This window comes from Bacillus thuringiensis (assembly GCF_022095615.2).
Taxonomy (GTDB): Bacteria; Bacillota; Bacilli; order Bacillales; family Bacillaceae_G; genus Bacillus_A; species Bacillus_A cereus_AG.
This window is the reverse complement of the sequence record NZ_CP155559.1, coordinates 2,011,401-2,029,650: the sequence shown is the minus strand read 5'-3', so window position 1 is coordinate 2,029,650 and position 18,250 is coordinate 2,011,401. Positions and strand designations below refer to the sequence as shown.

Below are 18,250 nucleotides of genomic sequence, written 5' to 3'. Positions count from 1 at the left end.
GCCCCCCACCTAACTTCTTTGCTTTCCCTGAATTTTGAGATGGAGGGTCTGACTGTCCGGTAAATAGCGGGATAAAAATTTCATAGCGAGGTGTTTATATGAAAAAAGCGATTAGTTTCTTTCTTCTTTTGTTATGTCTAATTGTAGTGAATGAAACGTACGCCTACTCACCAAAAGCTTTACCAATCTCCCAAAACTCTGATCAATGGCAAGTGAATATTGATGAACCAAAAAAAATAAGAAAAAAGACGCTTCAAGCTAAAAAAGATGAATTTCAAACATATCAATTTTCAGTAAAAAATGTTGGAAACAGTGAAGTATATAACGTGCAAGTCGAAGTATTCCGCAACGAGCCAAAAACAAAAACGAAATATGAACTCTTTTCCCTAAAGGAAAGTCGTTTAGCGAGTGGAAAAACTGGATTTAGACATGCTAATTTTCCAGTTGCTACAAAAGCAGATGTAGTTGATGTAATCATTACTTGGCAAGAACACCCTTTCCGCTCTATGAGAAACGGTCAAAAAGTTGAGTCTAGAAAATTTAAAGAGCATTTTGTTTTTAAAGATGAAAAAAATAACTAGAATACGGATGAATTTACATTAGCATTCATATAGCTTACTTTACCAGTACCAGTTCTTAAGCAAATTAAAAAGTCGTGGCTTATAAACGCCACGACTTTTTATATTAATTCGTACTAATTCCTCTCGCTGCCCAAATACGATCGATATCAGCAGCATGTTGTCCGCCATATAAAAGAGCATCCGCTTGCTTAATCGCTTTTGCTCCATCATTGAATTTAGAGTTTGGTGTTAATGACCAGTGTGATTGTAAAATAATTTTCGTTGCAACATCACGTCCAAAAGCTTGTGCCATCTCATATTGACCTTGAGCCCAAATTTCACCATCATCATGTACCTCATTTGTAACATCTTTCGGATACACTTTATTCGTATCTAAACGGCGTAAGCACGTTGGATCTGAACTAGAATAAGCAGTCGCATCCCATTCTCCAACACATGCTTTTCCGTATCCTGTAGTTGATACTGCATCTTCATACGTAGCACCTAAGAAATCACCAAATCCTTCTCCCATCGCTCCGCCTTCTGCTGAACTACCAAAGCCAGGAACTTGGTTATCTTGAATTGAATGTCCGTATTCATGTGCGATAATACCAGCATCTTCTGCATCATCTACTCCGCCAGTACCAAAAGTTAAAGCTTTCGTTGTCGGAGAATAAAATGAGTTGTCATCTGTCGTTCCATTCACATTCACTTTAATAGAGCGATTATTAATATTTTTAAAACCTAACCCTTGAATGTAACGCTGTAATGTATCGATATGATAATAGGACATAACATCTTCAAAGCTATCATATGCACGTGTATAGTTAAATTGTAAATTTGTAGATTTTGTTTTTGCCTTTGAAGAAATCGTTACATACTCTCCAATTAAAAATCCTGTTCCATCTAAGCCTTTTAACGTAACAGTCTTCAATTGGTTCGTTAGCGCAGTTGAATCTGCATCATTATTATCTTTTAAACCTACTTTACTACCGCTAGATACGACTGGGTTAGGTAAAAATACTTTTCCTGACCCTTCAGCTTTTCGGTTTATATCAACCTTTTTAATTAACTTTCCATTTTCTGCATCAATAAATGTTTCCCATGCACCAAATGGATTATTAGAATGGACTACCACTTTATATACTGGACGAGCAATTCCCTCTTCAACAATATATCCGAATTCTTTCTCTGTAGGAGCCCATAAGTTTTGTTCACTTGCTTCTCCAACATACGCCATTGATTTTTGTATTGCATCCTTTTCACTAATTTTTGTCGTTACTTCCTTCACACCTTTGACGGATTGATAATCAGAAACAGCAAGTACTCCCTTTCCCTCTCCGTTAAGAGTAACTGTAATTTGTTTGGAAAATACAGGTGCACCATTCACAACTTGTTGGAACCTAACATATGAAGCTACTGACGTTTCTGTTGTAGAAATATATTGTAAGTCTGAAAGGTCTGCTTTTAATCCATACTGCACAGCATTTTCTTTTAAATATTCAGTTGCTTTCTTCTGTGGCGAATAAGCTTCTAGCTTTACTTGCTGTTGTTTTTCCAATGCCGAAACCGTAGAAATCGTCCCCATAACTAACGGCACAGTCATCGCCATTGCCACCATTTTTTTATTAAACATAGAACCACTCCCCCTAATAAAGTAGCCCAACCTTATCCCATTACCACTAGGCAAGTATTCCCCACAAAATGGGGGGGATAAAAATTGAATCTACGAGTAATTCTCTATAAACAATTCTATTACCTTTCCATTTAGGGTAAGTGAAATTTTCTCAATATTTATGTGTAAAGTGAAAACAATACTTTAGAAAGAAATTTCTAAATCCATTCCTTCCCCCTGAAACTTTTCATATTACGGTCTAAAGAAACAAACTATTTTTTTACCTAACGGTAGGTTGAAAAAATCATTTATAAATGATACGATTTAAATAACCTTTTTTAGGAGGATCTATATGAGTAAAAGTGAAGAAACACTCTCTTCAATAATGGAAGCAAGTTATCGCCTTTTTGCTACGTACGGTATTGCTAAAACAACTTATACGATGATTGGTGAGGAGGTTGGTATCGCAAAACCATCTATATATTACTACTTTAAGTCTAAAGATGCTTTAATTGAATGTATGTTTACTGAATTATGTAACGCTATACAGTTCTCTTCGTATTTCCATACAGAAGAGTTTACAAAATCAAATTTTATTGAAAAATGTATTGCAATTGGCCTTAAAATAATTGATGAACAGCGAAACGACCCTTATTTTGATCTTGTGTTGCAAGAATTTGTATTACTATCTTCCAGAAACAATATGTACAAAGATCGATTACTAACTGTGCAAACAGAATATTTACATGGATTTGAAGTACTCCTTACAAAAGCAAATGAACTTCAATTAATTGAAAATAAAAATCTAGTTTCAAAAGCTCATATGTTAGCATTAGTGCTTGATAATATCGGAAATTTTATGATGATTGACGCAAAGATAGATTATAAACAAATTTGGATTGAAGCTGTAAATAGCATTTTTGAAAGAAGGGATTGAAGTGAATACAAATAAGCGCATTATCGGCTTAGATTTTGCTAGAGCTTTGGCGATGTTTGGTATGCTACTTGTCAATTTCATGGTGATAACAGGTGCAGAAGGAAATGGTCCCCCTTTTTTAATAACCTTCATGTCAATATTTGAAGGTAGAGCTTCTGCTTTGTTTGTCATACTTGCAGGCATCGGTATAACTTTAATGACTAGGTCAGCCGTTGCTAGCAATGAACAAATAAACATTTCTAGTAGTCGAAAGACCATATGGAAACGATCACTATTCTTATTTATTTTAGGATTACTACTATATGTAATGGAGTGGACTGGGGATATATTACACTACTACGGTGTTTACCTTTTCGTCGCTGCATTCCTTATTACAGTACGCAAAAAAGTATTACTATTGCTATCTATTATTATCCTACTCATCGCACAATCTCTTCAGCTTACTTTTAATACTTTCGAGGGCTGGGGAGGTCCAACTCCATTTATAAACTATGTAGACTTCTGGACAATAAAGGGTTTTCTTCGCAATTTATTCTTTAATGGATATCACCCAATTTTTCCTTGGTTCTCGTTCTTCTTAATCGGTATGTTAATTGGCAGGTTAGATCTTCATAATAAGAAAATTAGAGAAAGATTACTCTTACTCGGTATTACAATCACAATATTGACAGAACTTTTATCAAAAGGACTTACACACTTTTTTATTCCATACATCGGCAAAGAGGCCGCCACATTTTTATTTAATACAGGACCCATCTTACCAAACATATTATATATTTTATCTGCTACAGGATCCGCTATTGCTATATTAATCATTTGCCTCAATATCGCTGAAAAATATACAAATAATTTTTTTGTCACCTCCATTGTACAAACAGGACAATTAACATTAACTCATTATGTCAGTCATGTATTTATCGGTATTGGGACATTAATTCTATTAAATAGAATGGAACATCAATCACTACTATTCGTTTTATTATTTGCTACTGCATTTTTCATTTTCAGCATTTTAATTAGTGTGTTATGGAGAAAGAAATTTTCTAGAGGCCCTATCGAATGGATTATGAGGAAATTAGCCGGATAAAGTTCCATCATACAAAAAAGGAAGTTGGAATCATTCCAACTTCCTTTTTCTTTAATGAGCCGCACTTAATTTAATTCGAACTTTCTCTTCACCTAAAGATAGTTCATCGTCTTCATTCGTTAAGTGATCAAATGTAAATTGCTTAACGAGTAAATTTTCTTCCAATAAATCTTTATGGTTCGTTAATGTTCGTTGTAGTTCTTCCTCTGTATCAAGAATAACATCTACTCGTAAATTAACCGGTAAATTTAACTGTTTACGATATTCTTGAACTGCTCGAATGAATTCACGCGCTACTCCTTCTTGTAACAATTCTTCCGTTACATTCGTATCTAACATAACTGTATATTGTCCGTTAGTCGTATTAGAAAATCCTGATTTCGCGACTTTCTCGACTACTACATCTTCAGCTGTTACAACTACTTCTTCTCCTGGTGCAGCTTCGTAAACTACTCTTTCTGTAGATACAAAGTGCTCTACTTCTTCTTTTGATAATTGTTTTAGCCATGTATTTACTGCGTTCACATTTTTACCAAACTTCGGCCCAGCTGTTTTAAAGTTCAGCTTTAATTGATAGGACGTATATTTCGTTTCATCGAGTTCAACATGGAACGCTTTGACATTTAGTTCATCCATGACGATATCACGATACGATTCCCAATCCATATCATTCTCATTATGTGCTAGTAATACAAGTTCCGCTAATGGCTGTTTTACTTTTAAAGAATGCTGATTACGATTACTTCTTCCAAGTTCAACAACTTGTAAAACTGCATCCATTTCTGCTTCTAATTTCGGCTGAAGTAGTGATTCATTCACAACTGGATAATCCCCTAAATGAACGCTACTTCCAGTTAAATTTAAATGAATATCTTCAGCGACAAACGGTGTAAATGGTGCGATTAATTTACTAATTGTCACAAGCACTTCATGAAGTGTCTCATACGCAGCTGCTTTTTCGGCATTCATACCAGATTCCCAGAAACGATTACGTGATCGTCTTACGTACCAGTTACTTACTTCATCTACAAGTGCCGCGATTTCACGAGCTGCATTCGTAAATTGATAATCATCAAGTGCTGTTCTCACTTTTTTCGTTGTGCTATGCAATCTTGATAATACCCATTCATCTAATTTCGTCCGCTTTACATCATACGTTTCTTTCGGATTATACTCATCTAAATTTGCATATAAAACGTAGAAGCTATACACATTGACTAATGTATCCACAAATTTAGATTTTGCTTCTAGTACTGTTCTTTCAGAAAAACGCTTCGCATTCCACGGAGCACTATCAACGAGTAGCGCCCATCTTAAAGCATCTGCACCAAACTGATTGACTAAATCAACTGGATCTAGTGCATTCCCTTTACTCTTAGACATTTTCTGTCCTTCTTCATCTAATACATGCCCAAGTGATAGAACGCGTTTATACGGTACTTTTCCTGTGTATAGTGCTGATACTGCTAATAAACTATAAAACCATCCGCGTGTTTGATCAATGCCTTCTGCAATTACATCTGCTGGAAACTGTTCTTCAAATAACTCTTTATTTTCAAATGGATAATGATATTGTGCAAATGGCATGGAACCACTATCAAACCAAACATCAATTACTTCTGGTGTACGATTCATTGTACTTCCGCATTTTTCGCAGCATACTTGCACTTCATCTACATATGGCTTATGCAATTCTAAATCTTCCGGTGTTTCTTTCGTACTGTGCTTTCTTAAATCAGCAATGCTTTTCGGTGCGAATTGATGATCGCAACTTTCACATTCCCATACGTTTAATGGTGTTCCCCAATATCTATTTCGGCTAATATTCCAGTCCACCATATTTTCTAAAAACTTACCAAAGCGTCCATGTTTCATATGATCTGGATACCAAGTAACAGAATCGTTATTTTGTAAAAATGTATCTTTAATTGCAGTTGTTCGGATTAACCAACTCTCTCCTGCATAATAAAGAAGTGGTGAATCACAACGCCAGCAATGTGGGTAGCTATGTTCATACTTTTCTTTATGATATAGTAAGCCTTCCTTCGCTAAATAACGAACGATATCCACGTCACAATCTTTTACAAATTTCCCTTTCAAAAATGGTACTGCTTCTGTATACTCACCTTTCTCATCTACAACATGTAAGAATGACAATCCTGCACTTTGAACGACTCTATAATCGTCCTCCCCATATGCTGGAGCGATATGAACGAGTCCTGTACCACTATCTGCCGTGACAAAATCTGCTGCGATAACGTGGTAGCCATTTGTAACTTCTTTCATTAGAAATGGCGGCACATAAGATGTGTTTACTAATTCTTCACCTTTATGGACAGATAGTACTTCATAGTTTTCTTTTAATACATCTTGTACACGTTCTTTCGCAACAATGTATACATGACCTTCTTGTTTCGCTTTCACGTATTCCATATTTGGATGTACAGCGAGCGCAACATTTGCTGGAAGTGTCCAAGGTGTCGTTGTCCAACCTAGGAAATACTCATTTTCACTATCTTTCACTTTAAACTTAACTGTTGCACTTAAATCTTTTACTGTTTTATACCCTTGTGCAACCTCATGTGAACTTAGTGAAGTTTGACAACTTGGGCAATATGGTGAAACTCTATGTCCCTTATACAATAAGCCTTTTTCATGAATCGTTCCTAAAATATGCCATACACTTTCAATATATGGATTCTCTAACGTAACGTATGGATCATCCATATCTACCCAATAACCGATGCTTTCAGTGAATTCACGCCACTGCTTCTCATATGTGAATACACTCTCTTTACACTTCTGAATAAATGGCTCAATTCCATACTCTTCGATTTCATGTTTACCAGAAATACCGAGTTGCTTCTCAACACCTAATTCTACAGGTAAACCGTGTGTATCCCATCCCGCTTTTCTTAACACTTTATAACCAGCCATCGTTTTATATCTTGCTACTACATCTTTAATTGTCCGTCCAAGTGCATGACCTACATGCGGTAATCCATTCGCCGTTGGTGGTCCTTCATAAAACACAAAAGATTGTGCGCCTTCTCGATTCTGAATTGATTGCTCGAAAATACTTTGCTCGTTCCACTGCTTACGAATACGTGTTTCTCTCCCTACAGCTGACTCTTTTACATCTACTTTCTTCATCTACAATCACTCCTTTGAATGTTTTAAAGCACACAAAAAACCCGTCCCTATAAAGTAGGGACGGGTTTACCCGCGTTACCACCCTAATTCTATTAGCTCTTAACTAATAGCACTTAGCAACGTACTGTCATACGTGTTCTTTGTAACGGTAGACATCCGTCCGGGCTTACTTATTTTCAGCCTCGGCTCCTCGGAGATGATTTTCAAATAACGTCTGAACACCGGCTTTCAGCAACATACCGGCTCTCTGGGGAACAGTACACTATTTTACTCTTTCTCGTCTTCAGATTTGTATACTTTGTTAAAAGCTATTTTATGCCATTAGGCAATGAATTGTCAACTAATTCAAAATATATTTTTATTTATGCCCTTTTTCGCGATTGTTATACAATTACTTTTCAAATTCTCGTATTCCAGCTAAATCTTCATCTTCTTCAATAAGCTCAGCAAAGAATCCTGATTCATCCTCACGAAGAACAATTTCAAGCTCTTCCTTCGCCTCTTCAATTCTGTTTAACTGTGCTAAATAACAAGCACGATCGTATCTTGCTAACAAATTACTTGCATCCATTGTTAATACATCATTTGTTATTTTTTCTGACTTTAGTGTTTGTCCGGCACCATGATATGAAGACGCTAAAGAAAGAAGAATTGCTGTTTCATTCGGATGATGTATAGAAGCATTTTCTAATATATGAATCGCCTCTTCAAACCTTTCTTGACTTTGATACATTTCTCCTAAAGCAAGAAACGCTCTACTTACAAACGGTGTTTGCTCCGTTAACTGTAAGGTAATCTTTTCTGCTTTTCTTTCTTCCCCTATTTTAAAGAATACTTGTGCTTGTAAAAGAAGCGTATCATAATCATCTGGTAACTCTCGAACCATTTGCTTCGTTAATTCTGAAGCATCCCGTAACATATCTTCTTCCTCACACTCTATGAAAAGATTTACAAGTTGCTTCGCTACATCGTAATCCCATTGATTTTCTAACGATGTTTGCAATACATCTATCGCCTCTTTATACATCGCCACATTCCCGTAAAATAGTGCAAATCGCTGCGCTGCCATACTATTTTTTTGATTTAACTTTAACGAAATTTCATACAAATCAATAATTGTAGTAATAATCGAAATTTCTTTCGCACGGTTTTTCATTCGATAAAAAGCTCTCGTAATTATGGATTTCTTCGGCTGTTCATTTTGTTGACGTTCAATCCATCTTTCCGTCACCGCAGATGCAGCATACATAAATGCCATACTTCTTTCTGCTTTTTTCACTTTTACTGTATGAAGAAAATCTCGTATGTTAGACAATTTCTTATGTTGTTCTATCGCTTTTACGTATACCTCAAATATACGTTCATTATTTACATCTTTTTGTATCACTTTCATTGCAATCTCAATTGCTTTTTCATTTCTATTTTTCACTAACACTTTTGCATAATGATATAGAACTTCTGTATGCTCACCATCTAATTGTAGCGCGTATTCAATCCATGCCTGTTCTTTATCTATTTCATCCATCGCTCCATACACATATGCAATCGCATCTAATCGCCATATTTCAGGTACTTCGTCCGTTAATTGTTCTAATTCCGTCAGCAATTCTTCCTGAAGATTCATTTCTACTGAAAGCTGTGCCAAATATTCCATATTAATATGCAACGGCTCTTCTTTCATCGCCTGAACCATATGACTTTGTTCTTTAGAACGATTTTCTTCTTTTTCGTATATTTCCGCAAGCTGTAAATGTACCCCTACGAAATTCCCATCAAGCTCTAAACATGTTTCATACGCTTGTTTCGCTTCTGTCAATTGCCCTAATGCCATAAGTGTTTCACCAATTCGGTAATACGGTAATGCCGTTTCTTTTTGCTCTATCACCCTTTTATATCTTTTCATCGCTTGGCCGTACTGCCCAATAGATTCATATAAAATACCTATATAACAACCGTATTCACTTACTTCATTTCTTTCTTTGTATAACGTGCTTAAGAATGCTATTCCTCTTTGTACAAATACCGTTCCTTTAATTCGATTCACATATTCATCTAACGCACTTGCTACATTATATTCACTCTGCTTTATACCATTCTCTAACTTAGACAATGCTACTTTAAATCCTTCTTCACTTCCACCAAGTTCAACTTCAGCATCCCATAAAACCATTCCCGCATTCATTAGAAAATCTTGACTCTTTTCAATTTGTTTTTCAATACCGAGAATATATTCTTTCGCTTCCTTGTATTGTTCTCTTGCCATATAAACTTGTGTAAGTCCGAAATGAGAATAAACATCCTCATCATTTTCTTCTAAAGCACGCTTATACAATACTTCCGCTTCTTCCAGACTATCATTTTGAAAATGATAGTCACCTAATTTTACGTATAAAGGTGCCTTATCGTCACAATTCTCAATACCTTTTAATAAAATTTCTTTCGTACTTTCCTCATCCTTCAAATCAGATTCGTATATTTCCGAAAGTTTCGTATAAATGTAAGGTGCATTACTATCCAACTGAATCGCTATTTTAAGCCCTTTTATCGCTAGATGTAATTTCCCTAAATGATGTGCACATCTCGCTCGCTCATACCATACATGTGCCTCATTTTTATACTCTTTTAACAGATCGTTAAAGATTTCATACGCTTCTTCATATCTTTCTAAATCTATTAATATTAACCCATGATTCGTTAAAGTGAATCTTTCTGGACTACGTTCTAAAGCAACTTGAGAAAACTGCAACGCCTTTTCAGATTGGTCAATATACGTATATGATAAAGCGAGAAAACTCCATGCAATCGGCTGATCTGCATCTAATTGTAATGAGGAACGAAAACTTGAAATCGCTTCTATATAACTTTCCTGTTCAAAAGCGTATCTTCCGTTTATTAAATGATATAAAGCACGATTATTTTTCTTCTCCACACTCGCGAGCATTTGTCCAGCTTTTTCTAATTCTTGAAGGCGGATAAAGCACTGTGCACCATGCAATTTAACAAAATCTGAGTTCGGAAACTTCTCCATTAACTTTTCAATACAAGATAAAATAAACTCATTATCTACCTCAACATCTAAGTGCTTAACCGTATATAACCACGTATTCGGATTATCACTCGTCTCTTTTAAAAATTGTACTAAGTTATGAATCCCCTCTCTATCATGTTCATCTAAATGATCCGTAAGAGAAAAAATAGATTTAAAATAATGATTTTCTCCTTCATTTAAAAATGCTAGTTGCTCCTTCTTTCCTTTCGGAACAAACGTAATCGCTAAACATCCTGTGTAACGATATTTTTCTTGCAACTTACTATATTCCACAATAACTGGTTCGATAAAGTTTGGATCTTGAACATAAAAAGCTTGTAACGTATCATCATATCCAGATAGTACTTGCACATGTGAAGCATGCTCAATATCTATACTTAATAAAACAGGAATCCCTTCATCCAGCAGTCTCTTATAATTTTCCTCATTACCTTTAAAATAACGATATTCATAACCTAATTGTTCTAAATACGAAACAGTATCTGAAAACTTCGAGCCTGTCATCTCAAAAATAAACTCTGCTATTTCATCTTGTGTACGTTTTTCTCCCCATAACTGCAACATCATTTCTAAACTTGTCGGAACACAATAATTATCCTTTTGTACAATAGGAACTATAGGTAAGTGCACCTTTTTTCCATCTGGATTTTTTTCTAAATTATGATATAAAGACTCTTTTAAACTTTTTTCTTCTTTTAATAACTGTTGTAAATCTGCAAGTTTATTCATTTTGTAAAGCGCTTCTGCACGTAAATGTACAAAGTAAGCTTTATACGCATGATAAGGAAGCTGATTATTTATATTATCTATTACCGCTAACATTTCTTCATACTTCCTTAAATCTAATAAATATTTTACCTTTTCAAAATGAAAATATGGTACTTGCGGGAACTTTACAATCGCATCATCAATTAGCTGTAATGCACGTTTTTGTTCTCCTTGATTCGCATATAACTGTGATAATAAATAGGTAGATAGCTCTTCACAATCTTTATGCTGCATACCAGCTATAAATTGTTCTTCTGCTTTCTCCCATTCACCTGTATGCATATAAACGTAGCCCCATTTATCAAATACGGCACGTGCACTGTACTCCTCTGCCTTTTGCATATAGATTAGGGCTTCTTCATTTCGTTTCATTTCCAACAAACATCGTACTAACGTAAAATATGTTTTCGCTAAAAGATCAACTTCTATTTCTTCTTTATTTACCTCTTCTAATGATTCTTTTAACAACTGTTCTACTTCAAGTATTTTTCGTTCATCAATTAACTCATCACAATATAAAGAGAGCGTTCTCAAATTTGGGAATTTTTTATAGGCGTAGCGAATGAGGAATGAACTGTATTGGTGCATAAGCCCTTCATCAGTCAGGCGTATTAATATATCAAACTCCTTATGCGAAGGAATATTAGCAAGCCAGTTCTTCAAATAAGATAAAGTATTCTTTTCTTTTATATATAAAATTTCATTATTTATTTCCTGTAATCCATCTATAAATCTCTTGTCTTTCAAACAAGCATCTAACTGCTTAAAATCTAGCATGTATTCACCTCGAATATTTATTTATACTGCTACTTGCTTAGATTTTACACATCATATTGTCGGTATTCAACTAAAATATCCTATAATGGATAGTATTATTTAATATTATTCGAATTTATAACAAAATATAGTAAAAATGATTGTTTTTCTCTGTATTTTGTTTGATTATATGGAATAACGTAACATGAGGATCTTATCTTTTGGAAGCTGAAATCCGTACATGAAAATATATCGGCGATTATACGGTGGATATCGATTTACCGACATATAATGACGCCCCTCAACATATAGCTGCCTTTTAACATACTATTTCACCAAATGTAATTTTCATATTCGGAGCATATACTAAAGAGGAATGTAGATGAAAGACTTTAAAAAATCGTAGTTCTGCTTCATATTGAGCTAGCGCATCATCATATGTTAACCCTCTAGCCATTAAACGTTCTATAAATTGCTGTTTATCACCTGGATCTCCTGCAATCCCCTCTTCTTTTAAGGAGTGATACAACTTTTCTTTACCATTACGATGCATATTAGAATCTAAAAAGTTTACTTTATCACTTACTCTACATTGAATATTTTTTACACCTAGTTCACTTAAAAACATCGGTATTTTCATACCAATATTCCATCTTTTCCGCTTCTCTGCGTGTCACTTTCAAATAACTTTTGCAAAGCTCCTAGCCTAATAATTTCCGATTGATTCTCTCCACCTAAAGAGTATGAAGACATATTTGATATCCAATGTGGTTCAAAACAGATTATTTTTCCGTTCCTTTTAACTGAATGCATCATTTTATGTAGCATCGTTTTTGGTGAACTCATATGTAATAAGAAGGCATGACAGATTGCTATATCATATGTATTGTTCAATTCAATTTCTATAGCATCTCCCTCTAGAAATTCTGACTCGTACGGAAGTAAACGAAACAACTCTCTCGCTTCAGCTAGTAATGTTTCTCCACTATCAATACCTGTATACTTTGAACCTGCTGGAAGTAAAGGTAACAAAACTAAACCTAAATAGCCATATCCACAACCGAAATCTACGATATGTACGGGCTTAGTAATCTTCCAAACTGTATTTACTAAAAAGCTTACATAATCGTCATTGTAATATAAATCTCTTGTGTTTTTTAAATATGTTAGTTTACTGTTCCAATCGTACGTTTCCAAATTTAACGCCTCCTTTATATATATGACATTACAATTCTCCATTTAATATGGACATTCCTACACTTAAAACAATTCTAGAAAAGTTTAAATGTAATACATTTAAACTTCTGCTTTCACATTTTCTATCAAAATAAATAGGCATACATATCTACTATGATACGTATACCTATCTGCTTTACATCTCCTCAGGAGCATCCACCCCAAGTAAACGTAATCCCTCTTTTAACACAACTGTCACAGCATACACTAATGTAAGTCTACTGTCTTTCTCTTCACTCTCTTCTAATATACGCACATTTCCATAATATTTATTAAACGATTGTGCTACATCTAATACATATTTTGAAATAACCGATGGCTCATTTTTGTTGAAGGCTACTTCAATTACTTGTGGGAATTTATTCAGTAATTTTACAACGCTCCAGCTATGATCATCTTTTAAGGCAAACGTACACGTTTCAAATTCTACACTTTCTTTTCTTAAAATAGAGCAAGCGCGTGCATGTGTGTACTGTACATACGGCCCTGTTTCACCTTCAAATTTCAGCATGTTTTCTAATGAAAATTCAATATTATGCATACGCTCATTTTTTAAATCGTGGAAGATAATTGCTCCAACACCAACTTGCTTTGCTACTTCTTCTTTTTGTTTTAAGTTTGGATTTTTCTCTTCAATATTTTGTTTTGCAAGTTCGATTGCTTCCTCAAGTACTTCTTCGAGTAAAATAACTCTTCCTTTACGTGTCGACATTTTCTTACCGTCTTTTAAAATGAACCCAAACGGTACATGTTCCATACCCTCAACCCAATTGTAACCAAGCTTTTTTAATACAGTGAAAAATTGATTAAAATGTAAACTTTGTTCTGGGCCAACTACATATAACGCTTTATCGAACGCATATGTGTTTTGACGGTATACAGCTGCCGTTAAGTCACGTGTTGCGTAAATCGTCGCACCATCTGATTTTCTTATTAAGCAAGGCGGCATTCCCTCTTCTTCTAAATTAACGACTAACGCGCCTTCTGACTCTTCAAGCAAATCATGCTCCTCTAAAATCCCAATAAAATCTTCCATTAAATTGTTATAAAAAGCTTCTCCTTGAAAATTAGTAAATTCAACACCGAGAAGTTCATAAATACGAGAAAATTCTTTTAAGGATTCGTGACGGAACCAATTCCAAAGCTCAACAGCTTCTTCATCACCTTCTTCTAATTTCTTAAACCAAGCACGCCCTTCTTCTTCTAGTTCTTCGTCGTCTTTTACCTCTTCATGGAATTGAACGTATAACTTAAATAATTCACGGATTGGATCCTCTTTAACTACTGCTTCATTTCCCCATTTTTTATAAGCAGTAATTAACTTTCCAAACTGCGTTCCCCAATCCCCAATATAATTAATTCCTACAACTTCATAGCCGCATTTTTCAGCGATATGTTTCAGTGAATTACCTATCATCGTAGAACGTAAATGCCCCATCGAAAAAGGCTTTGCAATATTAGGAGAGGAATAATCAATTACTACTGTTTTTTCACATCCAAAATGGTTTTGACCGTACTCTTCTTTCTCCGCTAAAACCGTTTTCAATACTGCATCACTGACAGTTTCACGATTAAAAAATACATTTACATAAGGACCAACGGCTTCTACTTTCGTAAAAAACGGATCATTTAATTTCTCAGCAACTTCCTTTGCAATAATAGCCGGTGCTTTTTTATATTGCTTCGCTAATGAAAAGCATGGGAACGCTGCATCTCCAAATTCATCTTGTTTCGGTGTTTCAATTAAATCCAAAATTTGTTTTTGCGTTAATTCATTCGTGAAAGTATTAGATAAACTTTCCGCAAACTGCATTTTATAATCCATGATTTAACCTCCTTATTTTTTAAAACACAAAAAACTCGTCTCTAAAAAAGAGACGAGTTTTAACCCGTGGTACCACCCTTGTTGTTCGTTAAGAACCACTTTCCCGTTTATAACGAGGACAGGGGGCCTCGGCTTACTCTACTATTCGTTCAAGAAGCGTCTCCGAAGTGCGCTTCATCTTTTTCTTCCGCACTAGGCTCACACCATCCCTAGCTCGCTTTCCTTCAAAAAAAGACTACTCTCTTCATCACAGACAGTATATTTAATTAATTATTGCTTATTATACATCTTTTCAAACAATTAGCAAGGGTCAATTACACCAAAGTGAAACTTAGCACTTTTTCTTTTGTATACTTGAAAATTATGTTTTTCAAATCTAGAACTACGGAAATGATCTTTCAAAACGACACGCTTTCTCGCCACACGCTTCGCTTCCGCAATTGTTTCGTCAGTAATATCATGATACAAAGCGAAGTGTTTTAATCCTTTTATTCCATCTGATTCTATAACAGTTTCTTCGAACATTGGATCAAGGTAAACGACATCATAACTATTATCTTCACATTGTTTTAAAAATGAGTAATGCTCCGTTTGCTTCACATCGATTTGTTGCATTGCCTCATCAATTTCAGAAACAGATGAAGACCATGTTTTCAAACCATTTTCCATAATATAAGCCATATACTCATTGCCTTCAAGTCCCGTTACTTTTCCGCTTTCACCAACAATATAACTAGCTACAATACTATCTGATGCCATGCCAAGCGTACAATCTAACACTGTCATTCCGCTCTCTAATTGCGTGGCTTGTACAAACGGATCATGTTCTCCGCGCATTAACCTTTTCACACGAAACATCGCTGAGTTTGGATGAAAGAAAAACGACTCTTCCGTTCCTCTCGGATAAATAGCTAATCGGTTTTTCCCTACAACAAGTACATCTTGTTCATACTGCTCATGTAGTTTATGTACTGGTATGTCATTACGTTTAACGAAAGAACGATTTAATTCTGCTGCTACCTTGCTTGCATAATCTGTCATTTCTTTGTTGGTTCTTCCTGCTGTTGTTACGATCATTTTTTCACCTCTATATAAAGAAAAGAGGGAGATTTACTCTCCCCCTTCTTTAGCAATTCTTTTCGAAAGCTTGTTCTAAGTTCGTAATAATTTCGTCCATAGTTGCACCTTCAATTTCATGACGGTGAATGAAGTGAACAACTTCTTTTCCTTTTAACAATGCCATAGATGGTGAAGATGGAGGAATTTCTCCGAAGTATTCACGCATTTTTGCAGTAGCATCTTTATCCTGGCCTGCGAATACAGTTACAAGATGCTCGGGTTGTTTTTCAGCACGAACAACTGCTTGACCTGCTGATGGACGTGCTAAACCAGCTGCACAACCACAAACTGAGTTTACAACTACTAAAGTTGTACCTGCTGTGTTTTCCATAAATTCTGTTACAGCTTCTTCTGTAGTTAACTCTTCAAACCCAGAACGCACTAATTCTTGACGCATTGGGATTACCATTTGGCGCATGTATTCTTCATAAGCATTTGACATCTTGTAATCTCTCCTTCAACTTTCATTCCAAATTCATCATATCACGCTCTATTACTAGGTGCAAAAGAAAGATTACGATGATTTCATTTTTTTGTAGGAATTTCACAAACCCCTTCACGGCAATGTCCAACTGGGACAAGTTTTCTATTATTAGCGATATAATCGTATACTTTACTGCCAAATCCGAGTACGATAGATAATTTTATAAAAGGCACAGCAAACCAGTAAGATGGAACGGTCTTTGCTAATACATGTATGCTATGAATTCCATCATACCACTTATTATTTTTTAAAATATACAATCTTTGTTCCATCTTACTTTGTAGTTCTTGAGAAAGTTCATACTTCTCAACTACATCTTCATCTCGAAATGAAACAAATTTCATCTTACCCTTTTTATCTAGTTTTTTCGTACGTTCTGCAACCGCCGTACACATCGGACACCAACTATCATAGAAAATAATCATACATTATTCCCCTTTACGAGACTCCGTCATTTGTTTCCATACAGAGCCTTTTGCTTCTTCTCCGCCTTCAATACGCTCTAATGCTAGACGCGCTTGCATCGCTACTTCAAACTCTGGATCATCTTGCGCTGCTTTTAATGCAGGAATCGCACTTTCATCTCCAAGTTCAAATAAGAACATCGCTGCACGCCAGCGTACTAATTTACTTGAATCTTTCAGAGATTTAATCATAACGAACATCGCTGCTGGATCACCTACGTCTGATAAGCAATCGCCCGCTGTACGGCGAACACTTACTGAACGATCTAATAACGCTTTATATAATAACGGCAATACTCCATCACCTTTTACCATACCTAAATACGCTGTTGCTAAGCGGCGGATCGAAACTTTTTCATCATCTAACGCCATCTTTAACACTGGCATATCTTCTTCAGTAGGATCCATTTGTTCTAATGCTGCAAAACGTTTTTTCCAGTCAGCATCTTTCATCATCTCTTCTGTTACTTTATATGGCTCACGCTTTTGAATCGTTACTTCAACAGCCCCTGCCTGATTTAATAATTCTTTAACCGTCTCATTTACACGTTCTTCTGAATAAGCAGCAACAATCTCTTCTACTACTTCTTTCCCTATTTCTTCTAAATTACCGTAACGTGTACTTTGTTCCACCCATTTACGCTCTTTTACAACGTTTGGTGCAGACATTTGTACTTTCATAATTGATTCTTTAAAACGATCAGGTAAGCCCACACGCTCTTCTGTTGTTCCATCTGTTAACTTTACTTGCATTGGAATTGTAAAGAACATTTGAACAAACACTTTCACTTCCCCAAAATGAGCAAGTTGTTGTTCTTCACTTTCTTCTACTACCTCTTCACCGAAAACAGCACGAACTTGTTGTAATAAAACTTTCCAGTCATACTTCGCATTTCGCTCCACTGCTAAAAAGTCGGCTACATGATATACACCTTTAATGCCTTCAATTTTCAAAATTTCTTGCACTTGCATTGGTGCTTGTTCTTTATTTTCATTTGTATAATTATTACGCGCTCCTGATGGTAATACTTCATTCAAAATAACTTTCATTGTATTTGGACTTGGCGTCGGTTCAATTGCTTTAATCTTCACGTAAAAAACTCTCCTTTATTGCGTGTTCTTACGTGTATTGTAACATGTTCCACCTCTCTAAACCTACTCGGATGCTTTATTTTGCTGATTTCTTTCCATCATCAT

General features: G+C 35.4%; 11 protein-coding genes, 1 pseudogene and 2 other annotated features. Of the genes and pseudogenes, 3 read left to right on the top strand and 9 right to left on the bottom strand.

The features are described 5' to 3' along the window. Positions 1 to 98: 98 nt before the first annotated feature. Positions 99 to 581 (top strand): hypothetical protein, encoded by a 483-nt coding sequence (locus tag KZZ19_RS10470; protein ID WP_098342599.1) that lies wholly within the window; start codon positions 99 to 101, stop codon positions 579 to 581. A 103-nt stretch (positions 582 to 684) separates the two neighbouring features. Here the strand turns inward: KZZ19_RS10470 and KZZ19_RS10465 are convergent, their stop codons facing one another. Beyond that, positions 685 to 2,196, bottom strand: a complete 1,512-nt coding sequence (locus KZZ19_RS10465) for a M36 family metallopeptidase (RefSeq protein WP_237981011.1) — start codon at positions 2,194 to 2,196, stop codon at positions 685 to 687. Positions 2,197 to 2,527: 331 nt separating this feature from the next. Here KZZ19_RS10465 and KZZ19_RS10460 point away from each other — a divergent pair, with 331 nt between their 5' ends. Continuing rightward, on the top strand, positions 2,528 to 3,112 hold the full coding sequence (locus KZZ19_RS10460) for a TetR/AcrR family transcriptional regulator (RefSeq protein WP_237981010.1): 585 nt from the start codon (positions 2,528 to 2,530) through the stop codon (positions 3,110 to 3,112). Position 3,113: 1 nt separating this feature from the next. Beyond that, positions 3,114 to 4,199, top strand: coding sequence for a DUF418 domain-containing protein (locus KZZ19_RS10455; protein WP_237981009.1), 1,086 nt, complete (start codon positions 3,114 to 3,116; stop codon positions 4,197 to 4,199). 51 nt (positions 4,200 to 4,250) lie between these two features. Here the strand turns inward: KZZ19_RS10455 and ileS are convergent, their stop codons facing one another. From ileS to KZZ19_RS10415, 8 genes and pseudogenes are all read right to left on the bottom strand, one after another. After that, positions 4,251 to 7,352 carry an isoleucine--tRNA ligase gene (ileS, locus tag KZZ19_RS10450; protein ID WP_237981008.1) on the bottom strand — a complete coding sequence of 1,034 codons (3,102 nt, stop codon included), beginning with the start codon at positions 7,350 to 7,352 and terminating at the stop codon, positions 4,251 to 4,253. Between the two features lie 53 nt (positions 7,353 to 7,405). Further along, positions 7,406 to 7,645, bottom strand: a binding site (T-box leader). Positions 7,646 to 7,743: 98 nt separating this feature from the next. Next, a complete protein-coding gene (locus tag KZZ19_RS10445; RefSeq protein ID WP_098342604.1) occupies positions 7,744 to 11,946 on the bottom strand; it encodes a bacteriocin-processing peptidase family protein in 4,203 nt (1,400 codons plus the stop codon). Between the two features lie 298 nt (positions 11,947 to 12,244). Continuing rightward, positions 12,245 to 13,122, bottom strand: a pseudogene (locus KZZ19_RS10440) (methyltransferase domain-containing protein). A 175-nt stretch (positions 13,123 to 13,297) separates the two neighbouring features. After that, positions 13,298 to 14,986, bottom strand: coding sequence for an arginine--tRNA ligase (gene argS, locus KZZ19_RS10435; protein ID WP_237981007.1), 1,689 nt, complete (start codon positions 14,984 to 14,986; stop codon positions 13,298 to 13,300). A gap of 45 nt (positions 14,987 to 15,031) precedes the next feature. Beyond that, positions 15,032 to 15,246 (bottom strand) — a binding site (T-box leader). A 40-nt stretch (positions 15,247 to 15,286) separates the two neighbouring features. Beyond that, entirely contained in the window at positions 15,287 to 16,063 is a 777-nt protein-coding gene (locus KZZ19_RS10430; RefSeq protein WP_237981006.1) for a class I SAM-dependent methyltransferase, read from the bottom strand. A gap of 49 nt (positions 16,064 to 16,112) precedes the next feature. Continuing rightward, on the bottom strand, positions 16,113 to 16,547 hold the full coding sequence (locus KZZ19_RS10425; RefSeq protein ID WP_088096254.1) for a BrxA/BrxB family bacilliredoxin: 435 nt from the start codon (positions 16,545 to 16,547) through the stop codon (positions 16,113 to 16,115). Positions 16,548 to 16,630: 83 nt separating this feature from the next. After that, complete coding sequence (locus KZZ19_RS10420) at positions 16,631 to 17,014, bottom strand: thiol-disulfide oxidoreductase DCC family protein (RefSeq protein ID WP_237981005.1); 384 nt, start codon at positions 17,012 to 17,014, stop codon at positions 16,631 to 16,633. Positions 17,015 to 17,017: 3 nt separating this feature from the next. Next, positions 17,018 to 18,145 carry a conserved virulence factor C family protein gene (locus KZZ19_RS10415; RefSeq protein ID WP_237981004.1) on the bottom strand — a complete coding sequence of 376 codons (1,128 nt, stop codon included), beginning with the start codon at positions 18,143 to 18,145 and terminating at the stop codon, positions 17,018 to 17,020. Positions 18,146 to 18,250: the final 105 nt, after the last annotated feature.

What these genes read in the sequence shown, in the direction of transcription:
- KZZ19_RS10470 (WP_098342599.1), top strand. Translation starts at nt 99, where the DNA reads ATGAAAAAAGCGATTAGTTTCTTTCTTCTTTTGTTATGTCTAATTGTA.
- KZZ19_RS10465 (WP_237981011.1), bottom strand. Translation starts at nt 2,196, where the DNA reads ATGTTTAATAAAAAAATGGTGGCAATGGCGATGACTGTGCCGTTAGTT.
- KZZ19_RS10460 (WP_237981010.1), top strand. Translation starts at nt 2,528, where the DNA reads ATGAGTAAAAGTGAAGAAACACTCTCTTCAATAATGGAAGCAAGTTAT.
- ileS (WP_237981008.1), bottom strand. Translation starts at nt 7,352, where the DNA reads ATGAAGAAAGTAGATGTAAAAGAGTCAGCTGTAGGGAGAGAAACACGT.
- KZZ19_RS10445 (WP_098342604.1), bottom strand. Translation starts at nt 11,946, where the DNA reads ATGCTAGATTTTAAGCAGTTAGATGCTTGTTTGAAAGACAAGAGATTT.
- argS (WP_237981007.1), bottom strand. Translation starts at nt 14,986, where the DNA reads ATGGATTATAAAATGCAGTTTGCGGAAAGTTTATCTAATACTTTCACG.
- KZZ19_RS10430 (WP_237981006.1), bottom strand. Translation starts at nt 16,063, where the DNA reads ATGATCGTAACAACAGCAGGAAGAACCAACAAAGAAATGACAGATTAT.
- KZZ19_RS10425 (WP_088096254.1), bottom strand. Translation starts at nt 16,547, where the DNA reads ATGTCAAATGCTTATGAAGAATACATGCGCCAAATGGTAATCCCAATG.
- KZZ19_RS10420 (WP_237981005.1), bottom strand. Translation starts at nt 17,014, where the DNA reads ATGATTATTTTCTATGATAGTTGGTGTCCGATGTGTACGGCGGTTGCA.